The sequence below is a fragment of the Streptomyces sp. NBC_00873 genome (assembly GCF_045207415.1).
Lineage (GTDB): Bacteria > Actinomycetota > Actinomycetes > Streptomycetales > Streptomycetaceae > Streptomyces.
The window spans coordinates 7,682,647-7,709,355 of sequence record NZ_CP108803.1 but is presented as its reverse complement, the minus strand read 5'-3'; the positions used below and the strand labels follow the sequence as shown (position 1 = coordinate 7,709,355).

Genomic DNA, 26,709 nt, shown 5'->3' with positions numbered 1-26,709 from the left:
TTCCACAATCCTTCAGGTGGTGTTCGGGCGGTGCGGACGAACGTTGTCCCGTTGCGGTGTCCGGCTCCTACTCGCGGTGCCGGGCCGGGTGGAGCCGGAGTTGCAGCATCGCCGCGAACCGCTCGCCGGGGTCGTCGAGATTGATCTCACCGACCTCTGCGACCCGTCGCAGTCGGTACCGGAAGGTGTTGGGGTGCACGTACGCCGCGGCGGACGCGGCACCCACGTCACCGAAAGCGTCCAGCCAGCACGACAGCGTGTGGACGAGCTGCGACTGGTGCCGGGCGTCATAGTCGAGCAGACGGGCGACGGGCCCGGTCGCCACGTCCCCGCGCGCGGCGGCTAGATCGGCAAGGTCCAGCATGAGCGCGTCGACGTGGACGTCCTCCGCCGTGGCCACCCGCCGGGCGCCCCCGTTGGCGAGCAGCACCCGCAGCGCCCGGTCCGCGCCGTCGCGCGAGCGGCTGAGTCCGGAGCCGTCGAGTGCGGGCGGGCCGATTCCGATCGCCGCATCCACGCGCTGCCCGGTGCGCTCCAGGAAGGTCGACGCAACGCGGATCGACCGCTCCTGGCAGTCCGCCTGGCTCCCCGGCATCGGCACGATGCCGTAGGCCACGTCGCCCACCAGCGCCACGGCCGAACGCGCCTGGACCGCACTCAGGTGCATGGCCAGCGCGTCCGCGACCCGCTGGCGGTCCGCGACCCGGCGCAGACCGTCCTCCGTCGACGGATCGGCGTCCGAACTGCCGAACAGACCCAGTGCCAGCACGATCGCGGGCTGCCCCACCAGCCCGAGCCGCGCGATCGCCTCCGGTGCCCCCGTGCCGCCTTCGAGCGCGGTGCTCACCAGGTCGGCGCGCAGGCGGCGTTCGACATCGGCGCCCGCACGCAAGCGCAACATGTGGAGCGCGACGAGCTTGCCGGCGTCGATCAGCGCCTGCGTGCGCTCTTTGGACAAGGGCCCGGGCACCGCCGCCCAGATCGAGCCGAGGATCTCGTCGCCGGCCCGGACCGCTAGCGCCACGCGGGGAACGGTCATCGTCTCGTCGTGAAGCGGATCGACGTACACGGGCGCATGGCCGCGATGGAGTCGCTCGAAGACGCCGTTGCGCGCCAGGCCGAGGGTGAAGCGTTCCGGTACCTGGCGGCCCAGGATCGTCTCCACGCGGGACTGGTCGGCCTCGTCCTGGCGGCCGGAGAAGGCGAGCACCCGTGAGCTGCGGTCCTCGATGGTGACAGGCGCGTCCAGCAGCGCGGCCACGGCGTTGGCCAGCGCGAAAAGGTCGCCCGACGGCATGCCGCCCAGCGTCTGCGGTGAGATGTCGCCGATGTCTCCCTCGACGAGCAGGGTGCGGAGCATGGCGGCGACCTGCGCCCAGGAGGCTCCGCGGGTGAGTCCAAGCAGTGCGACGCCGGACTCGTCGGCGGCCCGCCGGATTTCCACGGTCGCGGTGAAAGGTGACCGTACGACGAGCGCCGCCGCGCCCTTGCGGCCGAGGTCGTACAGGAGGCGGACCACGTCGTCCGGTTCGTGGACGCCCACCCCCAGGAGGACCGCCTGTGCGGGGAACTGCGCTTCGTCGAGCGGGTCGTGGATGACTACACCGCTCAGTTGCCGGCGCGTGCTCCCGCCGCCGGCGATCGACTCCAGCAACACGTCCCCGAGGTCTTCGAGAACGCGCGCCAGGCTTGTGTGTGGCTTACCAGACGTCGGTGTGAGCACCGCCCAAAGGTAACTCCGGCCGCACCGGAACCTGTTGGTCCGATCCGACCGGATTTCACGGCGAATTCGTCGCGTGCTACGAACCGAGCCACACCCTCGAGATGGTGACCTCCGCCAGCAGGTCGGGAATCGGGGTGACGCCGAGACCCGGCCCCTGGGGCACGGGCAGGTGTCCGTCCTTCAGGACGAACGGTTCAGTGATGTCGGTCCGGTAGAACCGGTCCGACGCCGAGGTGTCGCCGGGCAGGGTGAACCCGGGCAGCGAGGCGAGCGCGACGTTGGCCGCCCGCCCGAGACCAGTCTCGATCATGCCACCGCACCACACGGGGATCCCGTGGGCGGCGCAGACGTCATGCACCCGCCGTGCCTCGAGGTAACCGCCGACCCGGCCGGGCTTGATGTTCACGATGCGACAGGCGCCCAGCGTGATCGCGTCGGCAGCGGAACGGGCTGACACGATCGACTCGTCGAGGCAGATCGGCGTGCGGATGCGGCGGGCCAGCTCGGCGTGGCCCAGGAGGTCCTCCTCGTCCAGGGGCTGCTCGATGAGGAGGAGCTCGAAGGGGTCCAGACGGGCGAGCTGGGACACGTCGGACAGCGTGTACGCCGTGTTGGCGTCGACCTGCAGCAGCACATCGTCGCCGAAGCGCTCCCTCACCGCTCGCACCGGCTCGACGTCCCAACCGGGTTCGATCTTCAGCTTGATCCGCACGTAGCCGGCGTCGAGATAGCCGCCTACGACGTCCAGGAGTTGTGGGACGGAGTCCATGATGCCGACCGAAACCCCGCACGGCACGGAGTCCCGGGTGGACCCGAGCGCGGTGGCGAAGGACAGGTCGTGTGCTCTGAGTTCAGCGTCGAGCACGGCCATTTCGAGTGCGGCCTTCGCCATCCGGTGACCCTTGAACCTGGCCAACCGGTGCGCGACTCGGCTCGCGGTGACCTCGCCCTCCATCAGGGCCGGAACCAGGAAGTTCCGCAGCACGTGCTCGGCCCCATCGACGTATTCCGAGGAGTAGAGCGGCTCTCCCATCGTGACGCACTCGCCCCAGCCCTCGCCGTTCGGCGTCACGACTCGTATGAGCAGCAGTTCCCGTACGTTCTGGGTACCGAACGACGTCCGGAACGGTGCCACCAAAGGCATCTGGACACGCAGAAGTTCCACACCACTGGGCTTCATGACGACTTCTCCCTTGAGACCACGTACCAGCCGGCACGATCGAATCCGATGACCCTGGCTTCCTCCGCCATCAGGCCTCCCAACACCTCCCGCAGTGCGACGCGCCACGCCTGGCCCTGATCCGGGTCCGTGCGCCGGAGTGTCTCGATGTCGGGCGGCACGGCGACCAGCACGAGCGGCCCGTCGGCCATGGCGGTCAGCGGTCCCCCGTCGGGTGCGACCGACAGCGCAGCTGCCGCACCGCGCTGTCGCAGCGCGGCGGCGTCGACTCGGACAGCCTCACCGAGCGAAGCGGCGGACGCAGCCGGGCCGGAAAGCTCCCAACGGACCATCAGCCGGTCAGTGTCACCGGCGCCGTTGATGCCGTCGCGCATCGGCCCGTAGAAGTCGGGCAGGTAGCGCGCCGGGCCGGCGCCGAGTTTGGCCAGGTTGAAATACGCGTTCCGCCACACCAGGGGATCGAACGTCCAGGTGACGAGCGAGACGTCCTGGCGCAACGCCCAGGCGCGCTGGTGCAGTTTGAGGGCGAATCCGATCCCCCGCCCGAGCCCTCGCTGTGCCACGCCGGCGATGTGGCTGTGCAGGCTCGCCTTGGCCGGGCTGCCGAAGAAGCCGAGGCAGGCTCCCAGAAGCTCGTCCCCCTCATACGCGCCCGCGACATAGTTCCCCGCCACGGCCATCGCCCGCAGCAGCTCTGTCGTCACCGGTTGGGCACCGGCGCCCGGCTGCCAGATCGATGCGAAGAGCCGGCAGACATCGGTCAGGTCGGACACCTCGGTCAGGTCCCGGATTTCCACACGTGAGGCGGCGGCAGCAGCGGTCGCGGCGGCCAGCGCGGCTGCGCTCACGGCCGGGGAAACCAGACCTGACTCATGTGTCGCAAGATCTGTCACGGGACTGTCCTTTCCGGGCTTACCGGGCGGGTCACCGTGGTGCCGCACCAGGGTTGTCCGCCGCGTTTGTCGTAGTGCACGGTGTTCATTTCGCCAGCACGGCGTCGATCAGGGCGGTCAGCAGGGCGGTGCGCCGTGGCAGTTCGGCGACGACGACGTGTTCGTCGTCCGCGTGCGCACCGCCGCCCACGGCGCCGAGGCCGTCGAGGGTGGGGATCCCGAGGCCTGCGGTGAAGTTCCCGTCCGAGGCGCCACCGACAGCGGCGGCGGTGAGAGCTCCGAGGCCGAGTTCGCCAGCGAGCGTTGCAGCGAGGTCGAACAGCCGCGACGACGCGTCCGCCTGCAGCGGCGGGCGGTTGATGCCACCCGAGATCCGGATCTGCGAGCCCTCGAGTACGGGGCGGAGGTCCCGCACGGCCCGGTCGACCCGCCACTGCTCCGCCTCGTCCCACACACGTACGTCGACCGCCACGCTGGCATGGGCGGGAACGGTGTTGGTCGTGGTGCCGGCGGAGTGGGCTGTCGGCACAACGGTCGTGCCCCGTTCGGCGTCGGCCAGTGCCGCGACTGCGAGGATCTGGTGCGCCGCCTCCACGCCGGCGTTCACCCCCTTCTCCGGTTCGAGCCCGGCGTGCGCGGCGCGGCCGTCCACTTCGATCCGGTACAGGGAGGCGCCTTTGCGGCGGCACTTCAGCGCTCCGCCACCGGCCGATGCCTCCAGCACGAAGACCGCGTCGCAGCCGCGAGCCTCTTCCTCGATCAGCCGCCGCGACGACGGCGAACCGATCTCCTCGTCACCGGTGACCAGGATCGAAAGACCCGACCGGTTCCCGGCGGCCGCGGCGGCGTGCAGCGCCATCACGACACCCGCCTTCATGTCGAAGCAGCCCGGCCCGCGCAGCACTCCGTCCCGGACGGAATACGGGTGTGTCTCCAGCGATCCGGTGGGCCACACCGTGTCGTGGTGTCCGAGCAGCAGCACACGCGGCGACTCGCCGAACCGCCACCTCAGGTGCGTGCACCCGTCGATCACCACGCGATCCGGTTCCGTGTCCAGCAGCCTGCGCCCCAGTGCCGCCACGACGTCTGCGCTCCGGGCGACGGCTTCGTGATCGGACGAAGGTGACTCGCACCGCACCAGGGTCTCGATATCCGCGAGGAGGGCCTCCACCGCCACGTCGGCGCGCGTCGCGGTCATCGCGGCTCACCTCGCAGCGGCTGTCCGGGAAGCGCGTCGACCTGCAGCTCCCCCGCACTGACCACCGGGACACCACCGACAAACAAGTGACGCACGCCCACGGACGGCCGCGTGGGGTCGAAGTAGGTCGCGCAATCGGTGATCGCCACGGGGTCGAGTACGACGATGTCGGCGTCCGCCCCGACCCCGAGGTGTCCCTTCGCCCGAGCGCCCGGCGCCGCCTCGTCGAGGACCCGCGCCGGCAGGTGGGCACACCGCCGGAACGCCTCCGGCCAGTCCCAGGCACCGCTCTCCCGCACCATCACACGCAGCGTCTTGGTGAACGTTCCCGCGGTGCGCGGGTGCGTCGTTCCCGCGGGCGGCAATGGCCACTCGGTGCTGTCGTTGCTGCCGTCGGGCCAGTAGACCGGCATCGCGTCACTGGCGACAACCGCGTCCGGGAAGGCCAGCGCCTGGTGCAGCATCGCGAGCTCGCGCGGGTTGCCCTCGTCGAGGAACTCCAGAATGCAGGGCGCCCCGGGGTCACTGTTCCGCAACTGCCGCAGGCGCCCCTCGTCGGCGATGCGCTCCCCCGATTCGAGCATCACGACGCTCGACGGGGACAGGCCCTTCATCCGCAGGCGTTCGGCGTCGAGGAAGGCCGCTCCGATCGCCGTGCTGCCGGCCCCGTACGGATAGGCCTCGACCGTCACCCGAGATCCCGACCGCCGTGAACCGTCCAACGCGCCGAGTACCCGGTCGATGTGATGGCCCGAAGTGCTGTTGACGTGGCAGTGATGCATCGCGGCGCCGGTCTCGGCCGCGGCGATGACGATCTCCTCGGAGCCGTCTACCGGAGTGCCGGGATCCACCTCGACCAGCTCGCGGACGTGGGTATACGTCGGCACACCGGACTTCGCGGCAAGGCGGGCCACAGCGAGGAACTCAGCGGGCTCACTGTGGGGCGCGTACCCGAGGAGGACTCCGATGCCGAGCGCTCCGGCGCTCAGCTCACCCTCGATCAGGGCCAGCCACTCGGCGAGTTCACGATCGGTGGAGGAGCGCTGCCATGCGCGGTTGCCGAGCACCGCGAGGCCGCTCCCGATCTGTGCGTCGGGCTGGATACCGGCGAGCACCTGGGCCCGGGCACCACCCCACGAGGCGGAGAAGCCGTAGTGCAGCGGGCGTCCGTCCGCGGCGGCCTCGGCGTACGCACGCCCGATGGGCATGAGGCCCGCTTCCAGGTCGAGGGCCGTCGTCACGCCGTCCATGGCCTGCAGCCGCTGCCCAGCGATGGAGTGCACGTGGCTGTGCAGGTCGACGAACCCCGGACCGACGACCAAACCCGTGACGTCGACGACCGCGCATCCCGGTGGCGCGTCGAGCCCTGCGGCGACGGCGCTGACGACGCCGTCGGACACGAGGACGTCGGCGATGCCGTCGAACCCTGTTCCCGGATCAATGACACGGCCGCCACGCAAAAGTGTCTGCATGCTTTCGTCTCCTCGTCGAGGACGCACTGGAGCACCTGCTGGTCTCCAGTGCGACCCTAGGAGGGAGATCAGGCACCGCTGTTGGTCCAGGCCGACGAATCCGCGACGGCCTGTTCATGCACCCCGACGAACCCGGCACGACGTACTGCTTCTTCTCCAGGCCGGAGATGCCCAGACGAGTGCAGCGATCCGTGCCCGGCCGACGGCGACGACCCCGGCCCGGACGTCGCATGAACGCCGCCGCCGCCGTCCCGGCACCGCGCACGGCCGCGGCACGGCGACCACAGAACTCCGCCGCGCGGTGAGCCGCGTGCCTGGGGAACCCGATGGGCCGCCCGGCCGGATGGCCGGCGTAGTCCACCTCACCGCGCGGTAGCGGAAGTCGTACGCGCGTGAACTTCTGGCCGGTACTGAGGTGAGCGTCACGTGTCCCGGCAGCTGGAGAAGCGTCGCATAGATCATCAGCGTGCCGGGTGAAGACAGCTGCGGCCACGATCGTGCCGACACTGGTCCCGGCTCGCGTACGGCGCATCATCTTCACCGAGCGCGAAAGTGACTACCGGGGCGTCTACCAGCTCGCCCAGGGCACTTACGGACACATCGAGATCCAGCCGAACGCCATCCCCGGCGATGACGGCCAGGACGACCTCTACACCCCGGAACACCCGGCGGTCCAAGTCCTCTTGCTCACCAACACTCCGGCCCCAGAGCCCACCCTGCACACCCGCCTGGGCACCATCCAATGTCTCGCGCACCTGAGCCGCGAATCATGGTGAGCCGCTACTGACCCACAACTCTTGACAATTACTCCCCGCTGGTACCTGTCGTTTTCGGAGAGCGTGACCGGTGCCGGTTTCTCAGGCGTGACCGTGAAGACGAACTGGCGGATGACACGGCCGCCGGAGGTCGTGTGGCCGAAGTGACCTGCGTACTGGAGGACTGTGATGGTGAGACCGGTTTCCTCGTCCAGTTCCCGGATGAGGGCGTCAACGACGGACTCATTCCTCTCAAGCCGGTCGCCCGGGATCTCCCACGTACCGCCGAGGTAGTCGTCGGTTTTACGTCGCACGAAGAGGGCACGGACGTCGTGCACGACGATGCCCGCGGCGACGAGGTCGCGGATTCCGTCCGCGCGGGCCTGGTCCTCCAGATCGACGGAAAGCCCGCGCAGCGCCGCGTATCGGGCGGGGGCGCATGGGCAGATCGGCCATGTCCCGGGGGCCGATAAAGTCAAGGGCGGTGCCCTCGGTGAGCACGCGGTCAGCGCGAGAACGACGACCAAGGCGTGCCGCACACGCGCGGTTCGCGCGGTTCGGGCACCGCGGCCAGCCGCTTCAGCAGGCCGGGAACCTCGCCGGTCTCGGCCTTGGGCTGCTCGCGCAGTTGGTCAAGGGCGGACGGAATCGGCGATGATGCGTCGGCAGGCACGGTCTTCCCTCGAGGTCACGGAGCGTCGAGAACTCCATGATCTTGGAAGCCTGTGCCTGCTCTTGCTCCCGGGACCAACCCACCTGACACCTCGCCATGAACCGGATGCCAGGTGACTGTGCCGAAGCCCTGATTGCCGCTCTGCAAGGCGTGAGCTGTGGCGCAGTGCGCCCACGTGGGAAGGAGGCAACGGCTGTTCACGCCCGGAGAGCACTTCCGCTTAAGCGGATTGGAGATACGATCTTCAGACAACCTCTGGTGCAGGAGTGGTTCCTCCCGTGAAGACGATGACGAACCGGCGATGCCGACAGGTCGCCCGGGTCTGCGGACTCCTGTGCTGCCGCCCGCCCGGCCCTTCCCCCACCGCACGTCGCTTGATGTCCGACGCCTGGCTTCCACCAGACATCGACTTATTGCCGAATCAAAGGTTTTCCATGGCTCGTTCCCCCGCGTCCTCTGTCAAACCCCGTAGGAGCAACGGCCTTTGGGCGGCGTCTCTCGTACTCACGCTCCTTGCCTTCTCAGGAGCCGCGGTGCCCATCGCAGGCGTCGGCGTGACCGCGGCCGTGGCATACGTTGTGGCTTTTCTGCTGGTCTTCGCCTGCCTCGTCCAGCTGTGCAGGCAGCACCGAGCGAGCGTGGCCGAAGCCACCCGCCTGGGTGCCGAGATACGTGAGCGTGAGGCGGAGGCCGCACGCCGTGATGCTGACTGGCACGCATATGTACGTACGCAGTCCGAAGCGGCGCTCCAGGAGGCGGAGTTCCTCCTGGAGGAGCGGCTGCCTGCCGCTCTCGGCAGGAGCGGGATTCCCGCATCACGGGACAGTTCAGAGCCGCTCGTTCGGGAGCTCTCCAAGCGCTTCGACCGGCTGCTTACGGATGTGTCCGATGCGATCGACAACCGCGACGAGTCGCAGCGCATCGCATTGGTCGAGCTGGCGAGCAGAGTCCAGACCTCGGCACACCGGATTCAGGCGACGGTCACGGGTGTGGCGGAGCGTCACCCGGGCGACGCAGACCTGCTCGAGGCCACCATGCATGTGGACCATGCGGCGACTCAGCAGGCGCGACACGCCCAGAGTCTCAAGGTTTTGTGCGGGGAGTGGCCCGGCCAGCAGTGGCAGAAACCGCTGGCGCTGGTCGATGTGGTGCGGGCCGCCTCGGGCCGGATCGTCTCGTTCAAGCGTGTCGAGGTCACCGGTGACCCGGATGTCGGCATCACCGCATCGGTGGTCGAACCACTGATCCATCTCATCGCGGAGCTGCTCGCCAACGCGACCGAGTACTCACCGCCGAGGACCGGCGTGCCCGTCACGGTGCGGACCGTGCAGCGTGGTGCGGTCATCGAGGTGGATGACGGCGGCCTCGGCTTGGACGAGTACCGGCTGGCCGAAGCACGTGACATCGTCTCGGGCCGCCGCCTTCTCGGCGTCGGTGATGTCGGCGAGATTCCGCAGACCGGCTTCGCGGTCGTCGGCCGCTTCGCCCACCGGCACGGTCTCAGTGTCGATCTGGGTCCGTCGCCGTACGGAGGTGTCCGCGCGGTGATCCTCGTGCCGCTGGAGCTCCTGAAGACCCTCGCGCCCGCCGGAGCGCCCGGCGGGCGGGTGCTTCCCACGCCGCGGCCCGCTCCGCCGTCACCATCACCGGCCGTGCCCTCCGCGGACGTCACCCCGGCCGCCCCCGACCGCACCGTTCCTGCGCAAGCCCCGACTCCGGCGGCCGAACCCGCCCCGTCGCCCGAGCCGCCCCGGGAGGCTGACCCGTCCGGTTCGCTCCCGCCTGCCATCGATGGTCCGGCCGCACGTCACCACCGGTTGCCCCAGCGCAGGTCTCGACGTGACAGATACGTCCCCGCGGTGGAGGAGGCGCCGACCGCTGTCACTCCGCCGTATTCGCCGGAGGACGCCGGCGACTGGATGGGGCAGTTCTTCGAAGGCGGTCGGACCACGCCCCCCGCATCCGGCTCCGCTCCCGGTCACGACCCGCACGACCCCCCGTACGACTCCTCCGCCACCCCCGATTCCTCGGAAGGACAGATGTGAGCATGAATTACGTGGAGAACCCGGAGCAGCGTGGCTGGATGATATCCGAAGTCGCCGCAGTGCCCGGCGTACGGCTGGCGATCGTATTCAGTTCCGACGGTCTGCTGTTGGCCAACTCGGAGGGCATGGACCGCGACTCCGCCGACCGGTTGTCGGCGAGCTGCTCGGGTCTTCAGTCCCTCGGCCGCGGTCTCGGACGGGAGTTCGGTGAGGACGGCGGCGCCGTGCACCAGCAGATGGTGGAGTTCAACGGCGGTTTCCTGTTTATGCGCAGTGCCGACGGAGCACATCTCGCCGTGGTGACGGGCCCCGTGATCGACCCGAAGCTCGTCGCCCGGCAGATGCAGGCGCAGGTGATGAAGATCGGGGCGCGCAATCTCAGCAGCCCGCCGCGCCAGGGCTCCGCGTGAGCGGGCCGGGAGAGGGGTTCTCGGACGGTGCGTTACGCCCGTACGTGATCACGAAGGGGCGCTCCCGGCCAACCCGTAACACGATCGGCGTCGAGACGCTCCTCGTGGCGGTGGACCCCCTACGGGCCCTCCCTGTCTCCGCGACCAGGGAAGAGATCGCCCTCGTGCGCATGTGCGCGCAGCTGCTGTCCCTCGTGGAGGCCGCCGCTCATCTCGGGCTGCCGGTCAGCCTGGTGAAGGTGCTGGCGTCCGACCTCGTCGACAGCGGGCATCTGTCCGCACGCTCCGGTGTTCCACGGGCCGCCCTGCCCGATAAGCAACTGCTACAGGAGGTACTGGATGGTCTCCGTCGGTTCCGCTGACCGCTACTTGCCCGACACGGTGCAGCAGGCCGTCAAGATCCTCGTCGTGGGCGCGTTCGGCGTAGGCAAGACCACGCTCGTCGGATCCGTCAGCGAGATCGAACCGCTGCGCACCGAGGAGGTGATGACGGCGGCGAGCGTGGGGGTCGACGAACTGGCCGGTCTGAGCGACAAGACGACCACCACCGTCGCCATGGACTTCGGCCGTGTCACGCTCAGCTCGCGACTGGTCCTCTATCTGTTCGGTACGCCTGGCCAGCGGCGGTTCTGGGATCTGTGGGAAGGGCTGGCCGAGGGCGCCCTCGGTGTGCTCGTGCTGATCGATACCCGCAGGCTGGAGGAGAGTTTCGACGTACTGGAGCAATTGGAGATCCGCGGGCTCCCGTTCGCGGTCGCGGTCAATCAGTTCCCGGACAGCGAGCGCTACACCGACGAGGAACTGCGCGGTGCGCTCGATCTGCTGCCCGAGACACCCATAGTGACCTGCGACGCGCGCGACCGCGCCTCATCGGTCGATTCCCTGATCAGGTTGGTGGAACACGTATCAGGCACCCATGCGGCGCGCACCCTGGAGACAGCCTCATGAGCACTCTGCCGCCGCCGGGGTGCCCGGTGCACGCACAGCACGGCACCGGACTACTTCCGCTGTCCGCAGTCGTCGGCTCGTCCGACCTGCGTGCGGTCTACCGTAGGCTCCGCGAGGAGTGGGGCAGCGTCGCGAAGGTCGAGCTGGAGCCGGGCGTGCCTGCCTGGCTGGTGATGGGCTACCGGGAACTGCTGGTCATCACCCGGCAGGAGCAGCTCTACTCCCGCGACGCCCGTAACTGGCGTGACCTGAACGAGGGGGTCGTCTCGCCGCATTCGGGGCTCCTCCCGATGATGGGATGGCGTGCCAACGTCATCGGAGCCGACGGCCCCGAACACCGGCGGCTGCGCAAGCCTCTCGACGACGGGATCGCGCGGATAGACCAGCGCAGGGTGCGTCGTGAGGTGGAGGCGTTGTGCACGGATCTGATCGCGTCGTTCTCCGAGCGTGGCAGCGCTGATCTGGTCAACGAATACGCCACGATCGTGCCGATGCTGTCACTCGCTTCGTTGTTCGGCCTAGACAGCGAAGAGGGCCGGGAACTGCTCGACGCACTCATCGCACTGTTCGGCAGCGCGGTGGACTCCCAGGCCGGCAACCGCAACTTCGAGCAGATCCTCCTCGATACGGTGCGCGAGCGGCGGAGCAATCCGACCGACGACATGACGACGGTCTTCATCAACCACCCCAACCTGCGCAACGAGGCGGAGCGCCTGCAGTCCATCGTCGTGATGATCTCCGCAGGAAACGAGACGGTCACCGCCTGGATCTCGCACACGCTCCGGCTTATGCTCACCGATCCGCGTTTCGCCGCCCGCCTGCACGGCGGGAGGCTCGGAGTGGATGACGCGCTCGACGAGGCGCTGTGGCGCGATCCCCCCATGAACAACATGCCCGCCCGGTACGCGCTTCACGACACCGAGCTGGGAGGCCAGCACATCCGGCGCGGCGACTGCCTCATCCTCGGGCACGCAGCCGCCAACGACGATCCCGAGGTCCGGCCAGACGGTGCGGACGAAGGCTGGGGAAACCGCTCGCATCTGGCCTTTTCGGCCGGCCCGCATGTGTGTCCCGCACAGGTGCCCGCTCGGCTGATCACTCGTACCGCGGTGCAGACCGCTCTGCATCTGCTGCCGGACATGAGACTCGGCATTCCGGCGGACGAGGTGGCCTGGCGTCCCTCTCCCTGGACGAGGGTGCCGGTCGCACTGCCCGCGGAGTTCTCCGCGGCCCGTATACCGACCCGTGTCCCTACCAGGACGGGTCGATGAACCCACGTATCCGACAGGACCACCGCACGGCGGGTCCTGAGATTAGGAGCAGTTCGGCATGACGCCACATATACCTGTCATCGCTCTGGATCCTCATGGAGCGGACCATCACGGCGAGGCGGCCAAGCTCCGTGAACTCGGCCCCGTGGTGCGGGTCCAGCTGCCCGGCGACGTGATGGCCTGGTCCGTGACGGATCACGCCCTGCTGAATGAGATGATCACCGACCCCCGCTTCAGCAAGGACTGGCGCAACTGGAACGCCATCATCCGAGGCGAGATTTCGGACGGCTGGCCCCTCATCGGCATGGTGAAAGTCACCAACATGGTGACCTCGGACGGCCAGGAACACCGCCGCCTGCGCAAACTCGTCACCCAGACCTTCACACCGCGCCGTGTCCAGGAACTGCGTCCCCGCATCCAGCAGATCGTGGACGACCTGCTGGATGACCTGCCTTCGCATGCCGCCGCCGACGGCAGTGTCGACCTCCGCCGTCACTTCGCGCACCCTGTGCCCATGCAGGTCATCTGCGAACTGTTCGGTGTTCCAGCCGACGAGCGCCCCCGCCTGCAGGAGCTGATGGACAACATCTTCCGCTCCGATCTGCTGCCCGAGGAAGTCAGCGCCAGCCAGATCGAGCAGTACGAACTGCTGGCGCGGGTGGTGGAAGGCCGCAGGCATGAGCCGGGAAGCGACCTCACCAGCGCGATGATCGCGGCCCGTGCCGCGGACCCCGACGCGCTCAGCGAGGAGGAGCTGGTCGGTACTCTGCTGCTCATGCTGTCGGCAGGGCAGGAAACCACCCTGAGCCTGATCACCAATGCGGTGCGCGCGCTGCTGACCCATCCCGACCAGCGGGAGATCGCCGTACGGGGCGACGCGGGCACCTGGGCGAACGTGGTGGAGGAGACGCTGCGCTGGGACGCCCCAATTGGGAACTTCCCCTTCCGCTATCCCCTTGAGGACGTCGAGATCGCCGGGGTGCGCATCCCGAAGGGGGAGGCGATCATGGCTCCGTTCAGCGCCGTGGGGCGTGACACGGCCCAGCACGGCGAGGATGCCGACCGGTTCGACATCACCCGGAAACAGCGCAAGCACCTGGCCTTCAGTAACGGCCCGCACTTCTGCCTCGGCGCGCCGCTGGCGCGGCTGGAGGCCGCGTTGGCCCTGCCCGCAGTGTTCGAGCGGTACCCGGATCTCGCGATGGCAGTCGATCCGGACGCCCTCATCGCGGTGCCGTCCCTCTTCTCGAACAGTTCCTCGACCCTGCCCGTACGGCTCGGTATCTGACCCTGTGTGCGAGGCCCGGCGGAGCATGCCTTGACGCTGTTGGTCAATTCGGGCCTGGTTGCTTCGCCCCTCGTTATACAGCGGGGCGAAGTGCCGCAATGGGGCTGGTTCGGGTGCGTGCGTGGGGTGTGCCGGTGAGCCATGCGTTAATGCGGATGAGGTTGACCGCAGCGCCGGTGAGCTGGTGTTGGAGGCTGGTCTTTGGCAGGCCGAGGTAGCGGGATCTGCGCAGGCCGCAGGCTTGCACTGCCTGGGAGATCGTCCCTTCGACCCCGGGGCGGATCTTGTAGCGGTCCTTCCACTCGTCGGTTGCCTGGAGTTTCGGGGCCTGCTGAAGTGCTTCGTATTCGTCGCGGGGCCTGAAGTTGATCTCGCGGCGCTGGGCCTTCGGGGAGTTGACGCACTGCCGCAGCTGGGGGCAGCTGCGGCAGTCAGCCGGGGAGAACCGGACTCGAATGGTCGGCAGTCCGTTTTCCGAACGGCGCTGGTGCCACTGCGTGCTGGTGATGCCGTTGGGGCAGGTCACGTGCTGGTTGTCCCAGTCGATGGCGAACGCGTCCTGCCCGTAGGCGGCCTCACCACGGGTGTGCGGGACGGTCACGGACTTCAGTGGGCCGTGCAGCGCGACCCGGTGATCACGGCGGCGCGGCGACCAGTGCGCCGCCGTTGGCATAGCCGGCGTCGACCGAGCGGTTCGCCATCGTGGGTCATGACGCCCTCGGCGCCAGCGTGGGCGAGGACGACCCGGCACTCGACCGGGTGCTCGGTGTGGCCGGTGCACCAGGCCGGACAGGTGAGGGTGACCGGGCCGTGGTCAAGGGTCGGCACCGCGACGTGCGCGGCGCGCTCATCGGCCTGCCTGCCCCCCTCCCCGCAGCACCCCAGTGACAGTCCCCAGAGGAGGGGTGCTCGGCAAGACGAGCCCGCAGGTAGTCCGCAAACCAATCAAAATCGTCGCCCTGCCGGACCCGCTCCAGGGCGACCCGGGCGTGCACGACGCGGTCGGTATGCGGACGGACGTCTTCTTGTGGCCGGCGCGGGGATGGCGAGTGCTTCGAGGACAGCCGCAAGGAGGCCGCCCGGCTCGGCGCTCAAGCTACGGTCTTGCATGGTTCGGCTCCCTTGATCGGAAGGGTTTCGTCTCAAGGCCCCGGCGGTGCTGAAATCACCGGCCCGGGGCCGTTTCGTCTCACGCGTGTCTCACACACCATGTGTGAGACGGCGGTCTCGGAGCCTCTGACCTGGACCTTATGGACTTGGTGGGCGCTCACGAACCGCTGAAGACGACAGGTAAACTCTGGACACGTGACTGCTGTGTCTGCGAAGCCTCGCATCCCCAATGTCCTGGCCGGCCGCTATGCCTCCACGGAGCTGGCCGTCCTCTGGTCCCCCGAGCAGAAGGTGAAACTGGAGCGCCAGCTCTGGCTGGCGGTGCTGCGCGCTCAGAAGGACCTCGGGATCGAGGTACCCGACGCCGCCCTCACCGATTACGAGCGTGTCCTCGACCAGGTCGACCTCGCCTCCATCGCGGAACGCGAGAAGGTTACCCGGCACGACGTCAAGGCACGGATCGAAGAGTTCAACGCTCTCGCCGGGCACGAGCAGGTCCACAAGGGCATGACCTCCCGGGACCTCACCGAGAACGTCGAGCAGCTGCAGATCCGGCTCTCGCTGGAGCTCATGCGCGACCGCACCGTGGCCGTCCTGGCCCGGCTCGGCAGGCTTGCGGGCGAATACGGCGAACTGGTCATCGCCGGCCGCTCCCACAATGTCGCCGCCCAGGCGACCACGCTCGGCAAGCGTTTCGCGACCGCGGCGGACGAGCTGCTGGTGGCGTACGGCCGGCTGGAGAACCTGCTGGGCCGCTACCCCCTGCGGGGCATCAAGGGCCCCGTCGGCACGGCGCAGGACATGCTCGACCTGCTGGGCGGTGACGCCGCCAAGCTCGCCGCCCTGGAGCAGCGCATCGCCGTCCACCTCGGCTTCGGACAGGCGTTCACCTCGGTCGGCCAGGTCTACCCCCGCTCGCTCGACTACGACGTCGTGACCGCACTGGTGCAGCTGGCCGCCGCGCCCTCGTCGGTCGCGAAGACGATCCGGCTGATGGCCGGGCACGAGCTGGTGACCGAGGGATTCAAGCCGGGTCAGGTCGGCTCGTCCGCGATGCCGCACAAGATGAACACCCGGTCCTGCGAACGCGTCAACGGACTGATGGTGATCCTGCGCGGCTACGCCTCGATGACGGGCGAACTGGCGGGCGACCAGTGGAACGAGGGCGACGTGTCCTGCTCCGTGGTCCGCCGGGTGGCACTGCCGGACGCGTTCTTCGCGTTCGACGGTCTCCTGGAGACCTTCCTCACTGTGCTCGACGAGTTCGGGGCCTTCCCGGCGGTCGTGGCCCGCGAACTGGACCGGTACCTGCCGTTCCTCGCCACGACCAAGGTACTGATGGGCGCGGTGCGCGCCGGTGTCGGCCGCGAGGTCGCCCACGAGGCCATCAAGGAGAACGCGGTCGCCGCCGCTCTGGCCATGCGCGAGCAGGGCACGGAGCGCAACGAGCTGCTTGACAAGCTCGCCGCCGACGGCCGCATCCCGCTGGACCGGGAGCAGCTGGACGCGCTGATGGCCGACAAGCTCTCCTTCACGGGAGCGGCCGGCGACCAGGTCACCGCGCTCGTCGCCCGGATCGAGGAGATCACCAAGCAGCACCCCGAGGCTGCGGGATACACGCCGGGCTCGATCCTCTGACAGTCGGAACCGTCGCCGGATGACACGCGAAGAGCTTCAGTCCGCCCGCGACCGCATCGTTCCCGATGTGGTCGCGGGCGGCTTGCGCGTGCTGTTCTGCGGAATCAACCCGAGCCTGATGACGGGCGCCACGGGCCACCATTTCGCCCGCCCCGGCAACCGCTTCTGGCCGGTGCTCCACCTGTCCGGCTTCACTCCCCGCCAGTTGAAGCCCTCGGAACAGCACGAGCTGCTGACCTACGGTCTGGGCATCACCAATGTGGTCGCCCGGGCCACGGCGAGAGCAGACGAACTGGCCGTCGAGGAGTTCCGCGAGGGCGGACTGATCCTCACAGCCAAGGTCGAGCAACTGCGCCCGCAGTGGCTGGCGGTGGTGGGGGTCACCGCCTACCGCACCGCCTTCGGCGAGCGTTGCGCACAGATCGGCCCGCAGGACCGGACGATCGGCGGTGCCCGGGTCTGGGCCCTGCCCAACCCCAGCGGCCTCAACGCCCACTGGACCGCTCAGAGCATGGCCGAGGAGTACGGGCGCCTCCGCGCGGCAGCTCACTTCACCGCTCCCAACCATTCGGACTGAGCCGGACTACGGAAGCGAGCACCAGAGGTCTGCGGGGCTCGGGGGATTTGACGTCAGGGGGTGGGGCTGCAGGGCCGGCGGCACCCGCGTCCTCACCTCCGAGGCTCGATGCGCACCCCGTCGATGCGGCGGAGGTGATGGGCGGTCGCCATGCCGCCGGTCAACCGCCCGGCACTGACAACAGGTTCCCTGGCATGAGCCTTGAGAGGCTTTCAGCCTCTCGCCCATGCCCGGCGCCGTTCCCGGCCCCTTTCGCGGCCACCTCCCGATGTGCCCCACCAAGCCGCGGGACATCGGTCCTCAGGCGTCCCTGCGCCTCATCGCCCACCAGCCGGCGAGCAGCGCGAGGCCTGCCCAGCCGGCCGTGACGGCCAGCCCTGCCCATGGCCCCAGACTGCCCTCCGGATTCTGGTGCAGTACCAACTGTCCGGCCCGGTCGGGCAGATAGAGCGCCACGCCGCTCGCGATGTCCCCGACCACGAAGGAAACGATCAGGACGAACGGGATGAGCAGGCTGAGTACGGCGACCGCGCTGCGAAGCAGCACCGTCAGGCCTGCGGCGAACAGGGCCATGAGGGCGAGGTATATCCCGCCGCCGAAGGCGGCTCGGAGAGCTCCGGGTTCGCCCAGACCGATCGCGTACTTCCCCATGAACAGCTGGCCCACCAGGAACGCGGTGAAGCTGGTGGCGAGCCCGACCACCAGGGCGAGCGCGCCGATGAGGGTCATCTTCGCCGCGTAGAAGAGGTCACGGCGTGGCACCGCCGCGAGCGATATCCGCAAGGCACCATTCAAATACTCGGAGGAGAGCGCTGTGGCGCCGAAGCTGATGGCAGCGATCTGGCCGAAGTTGAGTGCGTAGAAGGCCCCGAAGACGAGGTCGGTGTCCGAGCTCTCCGCCTCGGCCTGACCAACGGTGGCGAAGGCGAGCAGGGTGACAGCGAGTGTCACCAGGAAGACCGCCATCAAGGAACCGGCCACGGACCGCACCGATCTGATCTTGATCCACTCGGAACGGAGCACGTCGGTGGTCGACATGGTCAGGCCTCCTGACGGGTAGCGGGTGACACCGCTGCAGACGCGAATTGCGTCGCATCGGCTGTGAGATCGAGATAGGCCTGCTCCAAAGTGGCCTGTTCGTCGATGAGTTCAAGAATGGGGATGCCCTCGGAGGCGGCGATGGCGCCGACCTCCTCCGCCCTGGCGCCCTCGACGATCCAGCGCCCGTCGTGGCTCTGTACGAGCTCGTGTCCCTTGCCGGTCAGCACGTCGCGGAGCCGACCCGACTCCGTCGTGCGTACGCGCACGCGCGGTCGGCTGCGGGAGTCGAGGAATTCCTGCGTCGGCTGGTCGACAAGGAGTCTGCCCCGGCCGAGGACCACGAGGTGGTCGGCGAACGACGACGTCTCGTTCATCAGGTGACTGGAGACAAGAACCGTGCGGCCCTCTCGGGCCAGCCGTTTCATCAGCTCCCGTATCCAGATGATGCCTTCCGGATCCAGCCCGTTCGACGGTTCGTCCAGCATGACGACGTCCGGGTCGCCGAGCAGAGCAGCCGCTATGCCGAGGCGCTGTCGCATACCCAGCGAGAACGTCTTGATCCGGTGGCCGCCGACCCGGCCGAGCCCCGCCTCCTCCAGAACCGCCTCGACCCTGCCGGCAGCAAGGCCGTTGCTCGTCGCGAGAGCCAGCAGATGGTTCCGCGCGGTCCGCGAACCGTGGGCGGCCTGGGCATCGAGCAACGCGCCGACCCGGCGCAGCGGATGGTCGAGTGCGGCGTAGGTCTGCCCGCCGACAGTGGCCGTACCACCGGTCGGCCGGTCCAGGCCGAGGACGAGTCGCATGGTGGTGGACTTGCCGGCGCCGTTCGGGCCGAGGAAACCGGTGACCCGGCCGGGGCGCACACTGAACGTGAGGCGGTCCACTGCGCGGGTCGCGCCGTATTCCTTGGTGAGCTCATGGACGTCGATGCTGGTCATGTCCTCAGCCTGGCGGCCGCGCCCCGCTCCCGGCCTCCCCCGCCGGAGGGGATCATCTCCCTCGCTCGGGGGAGCCGTCACGTTCGCGACGGCTGGCACGATGGCGGCATGCGCCGCATTCTCCGTCCGCTGACCGAGCCGGTCACCTATACCCGCTGGCTGCACATGCTCATTCCGTGCGCGGTCGCCAGTGTGTGGCTGTTCATCTCCCTAGACACCGCTCCATGGGCTCCTGTGATCTTTGCCGTGCCTGTAGGCCTGGTCCCCGGTATGCGGCTCGCCGAGGGGGTTCAGGCTCAGCTGTTGCTGACGCCGTCGGAGCGCGGCAGAGCCGACGCAGCGATCTCCGCGGCTCCGGCGGAAACCTGGGCGGCCCGCTGGCGGACCGTGGTCTGGCTGGAGGTGCGGCTGCTGCTCTCGGTGCTGACGCTGTTCGCGACGGTGTGGTTGTCCGCCACGGCAGTTGACCTCGTCCTCACCGCGTCGGGTTCGGGCCCGAGCGACGACTGGCTGATCCGCGGGGTGGAACCGCACTGGTGGTACGCGCTGCTTGCACCCGTGCCTCTTCTCCTGCTGCTCGCAGTTGTCGTGATGTGCGGTGACCTGATCACGGCGGCGGCGCGGCGGCTGCTCGGTCCGTCACCGGTGGAGCGGTTGACCGTGCTGGAGGAGCGCACCGAGCAGTTGCTGGAGCGCAATCGCATTGCGCGCGAGCTGCACGACTCGATCGGGCACGCCCTGACCGTGGCGGTCGTCCAGGCGGGTGCGGCGCGGGCGGCGAACGATCCGGCGTTCACCGAGCGGGCACTGGCCGCGATCGAGGAGACGGGCCGGGCGGCACTCGACGATCTGGAGCGGGTGCTCCGGGTCCTGCGGGAGTCGGAAGCACCGGTGGGACAGCGGCCGACACTCGCCGAGGCGGACCGGCTGCTGGACTCGGCACGCGGTTCGGGGGCGAAGGTCGACGCCGAGGTCTCCGGTCCGGTGGAGCTGGTGCCGGGACCGGTGTCCCGCGAGGGGTACCGGATCCTGCAGGAGTCCCTCACCAATGTGCTGCGTCACTCCGGGTCCGTCCCCGTGCGGGTGAGGATCACGGTCGCGGACGGCTGGCTGGAGCTTGAGGTGACCAATCCGCTCACCGGGTCGATAGGTACTCCGGGCGGCGGCAGCGGACTGCGGGGCATACGTGAGCGGGCCGCGCTCCTGGGCGGAAAGGCCAAGACCGGTCCGTACGACGGCGAGTGGAGGGTGCAGGCGAGCCTCCCGCTGGACGGCCTACGCTGACCGGATGCCGGTTACCGTTCTTCTGGTCGACGATGAACCCCTCGTGCGCGCGGGACTGCGGGCGGTGCTTGAGGCCCAGCCCGATATCAAGGTGGTGGGCGAGGCCGCCGACGGTGCCGCAGTGATCCCGCTGCTGCGCCGACTGCGCCCCGATGTGGTGGCGATGGACGTGCGCATGCCCTTGATGGACGGCATCGAGGCAACCCGGGTGGTGCTGCGCACGGTGCCGGATCCGCCGAAGATCCTGGTGGTGACCACGTTCGAGAACGACGAGTACGTGTACGAGGCGCTGCGCGCCGGGGCGGACGGTTTTCTGCTCAAGCGGGCCCGGCCCTCGGAGATCGTGCATGCGGTGCGTCTGGTCGCCGAGGGCGAGTCGCTGCTCTTCCCGGCCGCGGTCCGGCAGCTCGCCGCCGAGTACGGGACGAGCAAGGCCAAGGCGGCCATGGAGCGCGCGGCGCTCACCGAGCGGGAGGAGGCGGTGCTCCGTTTGATGGCCCGGGGACTGTCCAATGCGGAGATCGCCGCCAAGCTGGTGGTCGGTGTCGAGACAGTGAAGACCCATGTCAGCGCCGTACTGGCCAAGTTGGGGGCCAGGGACCGGACGCAGGCGGTGATCGCCGCGTACGAGTCAGGGTTCGTGGCTCCGGGCTGACGCCGAGGGCGCCCTGATCCCTGTTCCGGGTCACGGCCGCTCCGCTTCCGGGCAGCGAGTACGATCCGCCTGACATGCTCGCGAGCTGGGAGGACACACCGTGGGCCGGTTGACCGGTGGGGACCCGTCGCTGTTGCGACGGATCAATTCCGCGGTGGTACTCCATGCCCTCAGGGGCGCCCACTCCCCCACGCTCACGGACCTGACTCGTATCACGGGTCTGTCCCGGCCAACGGTCGAGGGCGTCGTCGAGGGGCTTTTCGAAGCCGGTCTGGTCGTCGAATCGGCGCCCGACGAGGGTGAGGCCCGACGTCAGGGCAGGCCGGCCCGCAGGTTCCGGTTCCGCGCCGAGGCGGGACATCTGCTCGGCATCGAGATCGGCCCGCACCGCGTCTCCGCACTTCTGTCGGGGCTGGACGGCAGGATCATCGGCGCCGGTTCGCGCGAGGTGTCGGAGACGGCTTCCGCGGACGACCGGCTCGACCGGGTGAGGGCCGTCGTCGCCGATCTGCTGCGGCGCTCCGGGGTTGCCCGGAGCAGTCTGCGCGCGGTCGGGGTGGGCAGTCCGGGGATCGTGGAGGCCGACGGGACCGTACGCCTGGGCACCGCACTGCCGGACTGGACCGGTCTCGCGCTCGGTGAGCGGCTGCGGCGCTCCTTCCGCTGCCCGGTGCTCGTGGAGAACGACGCCAACGCCGCGGCGGTGGCCGAGCACTGGAAGGGTGCCGCGACCGAGTCCGACGACATCGTGTTCGTCCTGGCGGGGCTGAGCCCGGGGGCCGGTTCGCTGATCGGCGGACGGCTACATCGTGGTTACGGCGGCGCAGCGGGCGAGATCGGCGCACTCCATCTGCTGGGCCGCGAGGTCACACCGGAAAAGCTGCTGTCGATGGCGGACACGCCGCTGGATCCGCTGGACGAGCAGGCGGTCGCCGCGGTGTTCGCGGAGGCCCGGCACGGCGATGTGCGGGCTCAGGCTGCGGTGGAGCGGTTCATCCAGCGGCTGGTGCACGATGTGGCGGCGCTGGTGTTGGCGCTCGACCCGGAGCTGGTGGTCATCGGCGGCTGGGCCGCCGGGCTGGACGGAGTGCTGGATCCGCTCCGCGGTGAGCTGGCCCGGTACTGTCTCCGGCCGCCGCGGGTCGCGCTGTCGCTGCTGGGCGAGGCGGCCGTGGCCACGGGCGCCCTGCGGCTGGCGCTCGACCATGTCGAGGAGCAGCTCTTCGCCGTGGAGGGATCGGTGACGGCCCGCCGCTGAGCGCGACGGGCCGTTCGTTGCGTTCGAAGCCGGCGGGACCGGCCGGGCTCAGGACGCGTGGCGCTCCTCGCCGGGGTGGCTGAACTCCAAGTCGCCGGAGTCACCGAAGGTGAGTCGGCACGTGTCGGCCCGGTAGGTGGCGACGGAGACCGCAGCCGTGCCGCCCGCCGCGAGGTAACGGGTGGTGACGACGAGGACTGGTGCGCCGGGGAGCCGGTCGAGCTCCTTGGCGTCGTCCGCTCGCGCGGAGCCGAGCTCCACCGAGCGGTCCTGGCCGTCGAGGCCGAGACGGTGCAGTTCCCGCACGACGCTGCGGGCTCGGGCGGCACCCGACGGGGTCTCGATCGCGGACAGTTCGGGCACGGACGCCGACGGCACGTACAGCAATTCCGCAGCGACCGGCTGCCCCTGAGTGACCCGGATCCGGCGAACGATGTGCACCGGCTCGTCGCTCCCCCCGTCGAGCATGGCGAGGACCGGGGCGGGCGCTGTCGCGGTCGTGCAGCCGATGGGCTGCCAGGCCTCGTCGGCGCCGCCCGTCCAGTCGTGCTGCGCGGTCGAGACGGCGACGCCCACGCGCGGCGGGGCGACAGTGGTCCCCACGCCGCGGCGGCGCTGCAGCCTGCCTTCGAGTTCGAGCTGCTCCAGAGCCTGTCGGAGCGTTGCCCGGGCGACGCCGAACCTGGCTGCGAGCTCGCGCTCGTTGGGCAGGATCTCTCCCACCGCAAAGTCCGAGTCGAGTGCCTCAGTGAGGACGGTCTTGAGGTGCCAGTACTTCGGCTCCTGTACCGATTCCAGCTGCGTGGTCCCCACCCTGTCCTCCGCAATCACCCAGCGTCTTTTTCCGCGACGTTATTTATTAAAGGTTCCTGTCTTAACGTTGAGACCATAGGGCGGCACACCCCCTTGGTCAAGACCAATCCTTGTTCCGTCACGCTGTGAATCGGGGCCCTGTCGCAGAGCGTTCACAGGACGTTCGTGGTGCCGTGCGGCGCGCGCTGCACAAAGCCCCAAGTCCGGAGGGTCCGTGGGGCTTCGGCCGGGCAGGGCGTCGGAACGGGTGGCTGTGCGACAGCCAGGTTGGCAAGCTTGTCAGGGTTGCGGACGATCAGGCCGATCCTTCGCGACGGCCAAGAGGAAGCGACCGACCTTGTCCTGGCTTTCGATGATCCGCAGCGCCGCCTTGGCTTTCCGCCGCTGTCGCCGCGTCAGCAGGTTTGCTGGCTGTCGTTCGAGCCGGGGCGGATCCGTGAGTGGAAGGTGCGGCGGTAGGTGTCCGGGGGCACGCCGACATTGCGGTTGAAGTGTCGGCGCAGCGTCGTGGCAGTGCCCATGCCGGTGGCTGCCGCGATGGCGTCAACAGTGTCGTCGGTGGTCTCCAGCAACTCCTGGGCATGGCGGATCCGCTGAGTCAGCAGCCATTACAGTGCTGCAGTCGCTGGCGGCGTCCAATCCCGGACTCGACGCCCGGCCGGCGTCGGTCGACGATCCGGCCGACGCGTCCGCTGCACGAACGGGCGGCTGGAGTACCGCAATGCCGCCCCGCCTACCCTGGAGTGGGCCTTTCCCGACCCGATGGGCACCCGGGCTGTCATCGGAGAGTTCACGATGGCCGACGCCGTCACCATCCCCAGCCGCCTGTCCATCCCTGAGGTGCGCACATACATGACGATTGAGGCGGCCGGGGATCTGTCGGCCCCGGACACACCGGCGCCGGCTGCGGTCGACGACCGTGGGCGGTCCGCCAAACCTCCCTCGTCGACGTGGTCGTGCGCTCAGGCGGCACTGAACGGCGCGCTGTGGCGAGAGGCCAGGACATCTACGCTGTCACCGCGCCGCTCGCAGTGGAAGCGGTTTGCCGCATCCTCACGGGACAGACCAGGACGGTCGGTGTCGCCTCCGCCGGCAAGTTCTTCGACGCGCCCGACTTCCTCCGCGCGCTGTCCCCGCACATCTCCCTTGAACTGCGTCAGTAGCGGACAGACCGCCTACGCTGTGCGTCGGCTCCGCGCGACCCGTCGATGGACAGGCGTCGGCCCTGGCGGTCGGAGTGAGCCACCACGGTGTGCTGCCAATGCCCGCGGCCACACGCCCCCGAACCTGGTTCTCGGTTATGCGCATCTGGCGCCCCCGGACATCGCGCGCGGCGTACGGCTGCTGGCGCAGGCCCAACGCGACACGCGCGGACGGGACATCGACGGGAGCCGGGGCCCGGTGTTCATCTGAGGTTGGTGTGCCCGCCGCAGACGGGCACAAAAGTGGGGCCGGTCGACCGGCCACCCGTACCTCTGTCCCGCTGCCCCCGGAGGCACCTCGATGTCGTACCTTCCGCGCATCTCTTCGCCCGACCGCCGCACCGTGCTGCGCGGTTCGCTCGCCGCTTCGGCCGCGCTCGCCCTTCCCGTGGCGGGAGCGGCGGCCCCCGCTTTCGCCCTGTCCGGCCGTCCGCGCGCGGGCTGGGGCGTTCAGGTGGGTGATGTCACTACGTCGTCCGCCCTGGTGTGGGTACGTGCGGACCGGCCGGCCCGGATGATCGTGGAGACGTCGGCGACGGAGTCGTTCAGGCGGGCCCGCACCTGGTACGGCCCGCTCGTCGGTCCGGGCACGGACTTCACCGGGACGACTCCGCTGTACGGACTTCCGGCGGGCGAGCAGGTGCACTACCGGGTGACGCTCGCGGACCCGGACGATCCGCGGCGGGCCGGTGAGCCGGTCTACGGAACGTTCCGTACCGCTCCTGCCCGGCGCCGGGACGGGGTGCGCTTCCTGTGGTCCGGCGACATCGCGGGACAGGGCTGGGGCATCAACCCGGACATCGGCGGATACCGGGTCTACGACGAGATGCGCCGCCTCGACCCGGACTTCTTCCTCTGCAGCGGCGACAACATCTACGCGGACGGTGTGATCGAGCCGAGCGTGACACTGCCCGACGGCAGGGTCTGGCGGAACATCACCACCGAGGAGAAGGCGAAGGTCGCCGAGACGCTCGCCGAGTACCGCGGGAACTTCCGCTACAACCTTCTTGACGACAACCTGAAGAAGTTCAACGCACAGGTGCCGTCGATCATCCAGTGGGACGACCACGAGGTACGCAACAACTGGTATCCCGGGCAGATCCTGGACGACGCCCGGTACACCGAGAAGAACGTGAATGTGCTGGCAGCGCGCTCGATGCAGGCATTCCGCGAGTACTTCCCGGTTTCCACACCGCACGAATCGTCCAGCGACGGCCGGGTGCACCGGGTGGTGCACCACGGGCCGCTGCTCGATGTGTTCGTCCTCGACATGCGGTCGTTCCGGAACGCCAACTCCCCCGGCCGGCAGCCCGATGACACCACGGGCATCCTCGGCGCCGAGCAGCTCCGCTGGCTCAAGCGCGAGCTGTCGCGGTCCCGCGCGGTGTGGAAAGTGATCGCCGCAGACATGCCGCTGGGACTGGTCGTCACGGACGGTGCGACGAACTTCGAGGCGGTGGCGCAGGGCGACCCAGGTGCCCCGCTCGGCCGTGAGCTGCAGATCGCCGAGCTGCTGCGATTCATCAAGCACCGCCGGATCACCGGCACGGTCTGGCTGACCGCCGACGTGCACTACACATCGGCACAGCACTACGCCCCCGAGCGCGCGGCGTTCAAGGATTTCGCACCGTTCTGGGAGTTCGTGTCGGGTCCGCTGGCCGCCGGTGGATTCCCCGCCAACGCACTCGACAACACCTTCGGCCCCGACCAGGTCTTCCTGCGCGCGCCCGACCGGGCGAACGTGTCGCCGATGGAGTCGCCGCAGTTCTTCGGCGAGGTCGACATCGACGGGGACAGCGGCGAGTTGACGGTGCGGCTTCGGGCACAGGGCGGTTCGGTGCTGTTCACCACGGTGCTGCAGCCGGGTCGCGTCGGACAGTGAGCGGACGCCCGTAGCCGACGTCGGGCGAGGCCCCGGACAGCCCGTCCGGGGCCGATTGCGGTCACGGTGCCGTGTGCGTTGAGGAACGCGATCGCCGCGGCGAAGCCGGCGGTCGTGGTCGGGAACTCGGCGTCGGTGACGTGGCCACCGTGGTCGGTGACGACCGCCACGTGGATCGTGTCCTTGTGGGAGTCGACTCCTCCGTACACGGTCTCGTGCGCTGTGTCCGTCATGCCCGCTGCTGTCATGCTGGAGGTGCCTTCCTAGCCGGAGGTGGCGCCCGGCCGGGTGGGGCAGACAGGACATTGAGGGGGCTTCTGACCAAGCTCCTATCAGGTCATGTTCCACCTGGCCGGAGCCATGAAGAACGGGTCCCGGCAGCCGGACAGAACAACCGGAGGACAGCCCAGCAGGGCGTCAGTCAGTGGTGGAGCCACGACCACCGGAACCCACTT

General features: G+C 69.2%; 22 protein-coding genes and 5 pseudogenes. 14 read left to right on the top strand and 13 right to left on the bottom strand.

Features of this window, described 5'->3' with window-relative positions:
• Positions 1 to 67: 67 nt before the first annotated feature.
• The 5 genes from OH809_RS35640 to OH809_RS35620 form a co-directional block, all read right to left on the bottom strand.
• Complete coding sequence (locus OH809_RS35640) at positions 68 to 1,723, bottom strand: PucR family transcriptional regulator (RefSeq protein ID WP_406417345.1); 1,656 nt, start codon at positions 1,721 to 1,723, stop codon at positions 68 to 70.
• A 76-nt stretch (positions 1,724 to 1,799) separates the two neighbouring features.
• A complete protein-coding gene (gene menC / locus OH809_RS35635) occupies positions 1,800 to 2,903 on the bottom strand; it encodes an o-succinylbenzoate synthase (protein WP_406417346.1) in 1,104 nt (367 codons plus the stop codon).
• On the bottom strand, positions 2,900 to 3,796 hold the full coding sequence (locus tag OH809_RS35630; protein ID WP_406417348.1) for a GNAT family N-acetyltransferase: 897 nt from the start codon (positions 3,794 to 3,796) through the stop codon (positions 2,900 to 2,902). Before OH809_RS35630 ends, menC begins: the two co-directional genes overlap by 4 nt.
• Before the next feature lie 85 nt (positions 3,797 to 3,881).
• Positions 3,882 to 4,994: a M20 family metallopeptidase gene (locus OH809_RS35625; protein WP_406417350.1), complete on the bottom strand. Its 1,113-nt coding sequence runs from the start codon at positions 4,992 to 4,994 to the stop codon at positions 3,882 to 3,884.
• A complete protein-coding gene (locus OH809_RS35620) occupies positions 4,991 to 6,466 on the bottom strand; it encodes an amidohydrolase family protein (protein ID WP_406417351.1) in 1,476 nt (491 codons plus the stop codon). The genes OH809_RS35625 and OH809_RS35620 overlap by 4 nt, the downstream gene beginning before the upstream one ends.
• Positions 6,467 to 6,939: 473 nt before the next feature.
• Between OH809_RS35620 and OH809_RS35615 the strand changes: the two genes are divergently transcribed.
• On the top strand, positions 6,940 to 7,242 hold the full coding sequence (locus OH809_RS35615) for a hypothetical protein (RefSeq protein WP_406417352.1): 303 nt from the start codon (positions 6,940 to 6,942) through the stop codon (positions 7,240 to 7,242).
• Between the two features lie 140 nt (positions 7,243 to 7,382).
• Here OH809_RS35615 and OH809_RS35610 read toward each other — a convergent pair.
• Together OH809_RS35610 and OH809_RS35605 are read right to left on the bottom strand one after the other, a co-directional pair.
• Positions 7,383 to 7,535, bottom strand: a pseudogene (locus OH809_RS35610) (NUDIX hydrolase); the annotation flags it as partial.
• A gap of 191 nt (positions 7,536 to 7,726) precedes the next feature.
• Positions 7,727 to 7,894: a hypothetical protein gene (locus tag OH809_RS35605; protein ID WP_406417354.1), complete on the bottom strand. Its 168-nt coding sequence runs from the start codon at positions 7,892 to 7,894 to the stop codon at positions 7,727 to 7,729.
• A 434-nt stretch (positions 7,895 to 8,328) separates the two neighbouring features.
• On the opposite strand from OH809_RS35605, the gene OH809_RS35600 reads away from it, so the two are divergent.
• The 6 genes from OH809_RS35600 to OH809_RS35575 are packed head-to-tail and all read left to right on the top strand — an operon-like array spanning position 8,329 to position 13,856.
• Complete coding sequence (locus OH809_RS35600) at positions 8,329 to 9,939, top strand: ATP-binding protein (protein WP_406417355.1); 1,611 nt, start codon at positions 8,329 to 8,331, stop codon at positions 9,937 to 9,939.
• A 2-nt stretch (positions 9,940 to 9,941) separates the two neighbouring features.
• On the top strand, positions 9,942 to 10,349 hold the full coding sequence (locus OH809_RS35595) for a roadblock/LC7 domain-containing protein (protein ID WP_406417357.1): 408 nt from the start codon (positions 9,942 to 9,944) through the stop codon (positions 10,347 to 10,349).
• Complete coding sequence (locus tag OH809_RS35590; protein WP_406417358.1) at positions 10,346 to 10,711, top strand: DUF742 domain-containing protein; 366 nt, start codon at positions 10,346 to 10,348, stop codon at positions 10,709 to 10,711. Before OH809_RS35595 ends, OH809_RS35590 begins: the two co-directional genes overlap by 4 nt.
• On the top strand, positions 10,689 to 11,297 hold the full coding sequence (locus OH809_RS35585; protein ID WP_406417359.1) for a GTP-binding protein: 609 nt from the start codon (positions 10,689 to 10,691) through the stop codon (positions 11,295 to 11,297). Before OH809_RS35590 ends, OH809_RS35585 begins: the two co-directional genes overlap by 23 nt.
• Complete coding sequence (locus OH809_RS35580) at positions 11,294 to 12,568, top strand: cytochrome P450 (protein ID WP_406417361.1); 1,275 nt, start codon at positions 11,294 to 11,296, stop codon at positions 12,566 to 12,568. Before OH809_RS35585 ends, OH809_RS35580 begins: the two co-directional genes overlap by 4 nt.
• A 58-nt stretch (positions 12,569 to 12,626) precedes the next feature.
• Positions 12,627 to 13,856, top strand: a complete 1,230-nt coding sequence (locus OH809_RS35575) for a cytochrome P450 (RefSeq protein WP_406417363.1) — start codon at positions 12,627 to 12,629, stop codon at positions 13,854 to 13,856.
• 73 nt (positions 13,857 to 13,929) lie between these two features.
• Here the strand turns inward: OH809_RS35575 and OH809_RS35570 are convergent.
• Together OH809_RS35570 and OH809_RS35565 are read right to left on the bottom strand one after the other, a co-directional pair.
• Positions 13,930 to 14,542, bottom strand: a pseudogene (locus tag OH809_RS35570) (transposase); the annotation flags it as partial.
• Between the two features lie 10 nt (positions 14,543 to 14,552).
• Positions 14,553 to 14,684: pseudogene (locus tag OH809_RS35565) on the bottom strand (DUF6907 domain-containing protein); the annotation flags it as partial.
• 477 nt (positions 14,685 to 15,161) lie between these two features.
• On the opposite strand from OH809_RS35565, the gene purB reads away from it, so the two are divergent.
• Together purB and mug are read left to right on the top strand one after the other, a co-directional pair.
• Positions 15,162 to 16,604: an adenylosuccinate lyase gene (gene purB, locus OH809_RS35560; RefSeq protein ID WP_406417364.1), complete on the top strand. Its 1,443-nt coding sequence runs from the start codon at positions 15,162 to 15,164 to the stop codon at positions 16,602 to 16,604.
• 19 nt (positions 16,605 to 16,623) lie between these two features.
• Complete coding sequence (gene mug / locus OH809_RS35555; RefSeq protein WP_406417366.1) at positions 16,624 to 17,181, top strand: G/U mismatch-specific DNA glycosylase; 558 nt, start codon at positions 16,624 to 16,626, stop codon at positions 17,179 to 17,181.
• A gap of 300 nt (positions 17,182 to 17,481) precedes the next feature.
• On the opposite strand, the gene OH809_RS35550 is transcribed toward mug, so the two are convergent.
• On the bottom strand, positions 17,482 to 18,219 hold the full coding sequence (locus OH809_RS35550; protein ID WP_406417368.1) for an ABC transporter permease: 738 nt from the start codon (positions 18,217 to 18,219) through the stop codon (positions 17,482 to 17,484).
• Between the two features lie 2 nt (positions 18,220 to 18,221).
• Positions 18,222 to 19,160 (bottom strand): ABC transporter ATP-binding protein, encoded by a 939-nt coding sequence (locus OH809_RS35545; RefSeq protein ID WP_406417369.1) that lies wholly within the window; start codon positions 19,158 to 19,160, stop codon positions 18,222 to 18,224.
• Between the two features lie 108 nt (positions 19,161 to 19,268).
• Between OH809_RS35545 and OH809_RS35540 the strand changes: the two genes are divergently transcribed.
• The 3 genes from OH809_RS35540 (at position 19,269) to OH809_RS35530 (ending at position 22,357) form a co-directional block, all read left to right on the top strand.
• Positions 19,269 to 20,444, top strand: a complete 1,176-nt coding sequence (locus OH809_RS35540; RefSeq protein ID WP_406417371.1) for a sensor histidine kinase — start codon at positions 19,269 to 19,271, stop codon at positions 20,442 to 20,444.
• Between the two features lie 4 nt (positions 20,445 to 20,448).
• Positions 20,449 to 21,099 carry a response regulator gene (locus OH809_RS35535; RefSeq protein ID WP_406417373.1) on the top strand — a complete coding sequence of 217 codons (651 nt, stop codon included), beginning with the start codon at positions 20,449 to 20,451 and terminating at the stop codon, positions 21,097 to 21,099.
• 100 nt (positions 21,100 to 21,199) lie between these two features.
• Positions 21,200 to 22,357: an ROK family protein gene (locus OH809_RS35530; RefSeq protein WP_406516049.1), complete on the top strand. Its 1,158-nt coding sequence runs from the start codon at positions 21,200 to 21,202 to the stop codon at positions 22,355 to 22,357.
• Positions 22,358 to 22,405: 48 nt separating this feature from the next.
• On the opposite strand, the gene OH809_RS35525 is transcribed toward OH809_RS35530, so the two are convergent.
• Positions 22,406 to 23,170: a GntR family transcriptional regulator gene (locus OH809_RS35525; protein WP_406516048.1), complete on the bottom strand. Its 765-nt coding sequence runs from the start codon at positions 23,168 to 23,170 to the stop codon at positions 22,406 to 22,408.
• Between the two features lie 395 nt (positions 23,171 to 23,565).
• Positions 23,566 to 23,778: pseudogene (locus tag OH809_RS35520) on the bottom strand (helix-turn-helix domain-containing protein); the annotation flags it as partial.
• Positions 23,779 to 23,839: 61 nt separating this feature from the next.
• Between OH809_RS35520 and OH809_RS35515 the strand changes: the two are divergent.
• Both OH809_RS35515 and OH809_RS35510 read left to right on the top strand, forming a co-directional pair.
• A pseudogene (locus OH809_RS35515) lies at positions 23,840 to 24,333 on the top strand (saccharopine dehydrogenase); the annotation flags it as partial.
• Positions 24,334 to 24,673: 340 nt separating this feature from the next.
• Positions 24,674 to 26,254: an alkaline phosphatase D family protein gene (locus OH809_RS35510; RefSeq protein WP_406516047.1), complete on the top strand. Its 1,581-nt coding sequence runs from the start codon at positions 24,674 to 24,676 to the stop codon at positions 26,252 to 26,254.
• The last annotated feature ends 455 nt before the right edge of the window (positions 26,255 to 26,709 follow it).

What these genes read in the sequence shown, in the direction of transcription:
- menC (WP_406417346.1), bottom strand. Translation starts at nt 2,903, where the DNA reads ATGAAGCCCAGTGGTGTGGAACTTCTGCGTGTCCAGATGCCTTTGGTG.
- OH809_RS35625 (WP_406417350.1), bottom strand. Translation starts at nt 4,994, where the DNA reads ATGACCGCGACGCGCGCCGACGTGGCGGTGGAGGCCCTCCTCGCGGAT.
- OH809_RS35620 (WP_406417351.1), bottom strand. Translation starts at nt 6,466, where the DNA reads ATGCAGACACTTTTGCGTGGCGGCCGTGTCATTGATCCGGGAACAGGG.
- OH809_RS35600 (WP_406417355.1), top strand. Translation starts at nt 8,329, where the DNA reads ATGGCTCGTTCCCCCGCGTCCTCTGTCAAACCCCGTAGGAGCAACGGC.
- OH809_RS35595 (WP_406417357.1), top strand. Translation starts at nt 9,942, where the DNA reads ATGAATTACGTGGAGAACCCGGAGCAGCGTGGCTGGATGATATCCGAA.
- OH809_RS35585 (WP_406417359.1), top strand. Translation starts at nt 10,689, where the DNA reads ATGGTCTCCGTCGGTTCCGCTGACCGCTACTTGCCCGACACGGTGCAG.
- OH809_RS35580 (WP_406417361.1), top strand. Translation starts at nt 11,294, where the DNA reads ATGAGCACTCTGCCGCCGCCGGGGTGCCCGGTGCACGCACAGCACGGC.
- OH809_RS35575 (WP_406417363.1), top strand. Translation starts at nt 12,627, where the DNA reads ATGACGCCACATATACCTGTCATCGCTCTGGATCCTCATGGAGCGGAC.
- mug (WP_406417366.1), top strand. Translation starts at nt 16,624, where the DNA reads ATGACACGCGAAGAGCTTCAGTCCGCCCGCGACCGCATCGTTCCCGAT.
- OH809_RS35550 (WP_406417368.1), bottom strand. Translation starts at nt 18,219, where the DNA reads ATGTCGACCACCGACGTGCTCCGTTCCGAGTGGATCAAGATCAGATCG.
- OH809_RS35545 (WP_406417369.1), bottom strand. Translation starts at nt 19,160, where the DNA reads ATGACCAGCATCGACGTCCATGAGCTCACCAAGGAATACGGCGCGACC.
- OH809_RS35540 (WP_406417371.1), top strand. Translation starts at nt 19,269, where the DNA reads ATGCGCCGCATTCTCCGTCCGCTGACCGAGCCGGTCACCTATACCCGC.
- OH809_RS35535 (WP_406417373.1), top strand. Translation starts at nt 20,449, where the DNA reads ATGCCGGTTACCGTTCTTCTGGTCGACGATGAACCCCTCGTGCGCGCG.
- OH809_RS35510 (WP_406516047.1), top strand. Translation starts at nt 24,674, where the DNA reads ATGTCGTACCTTCCGCGCATCTCTTCGCCCGACCGCCGCACCGTGCTG.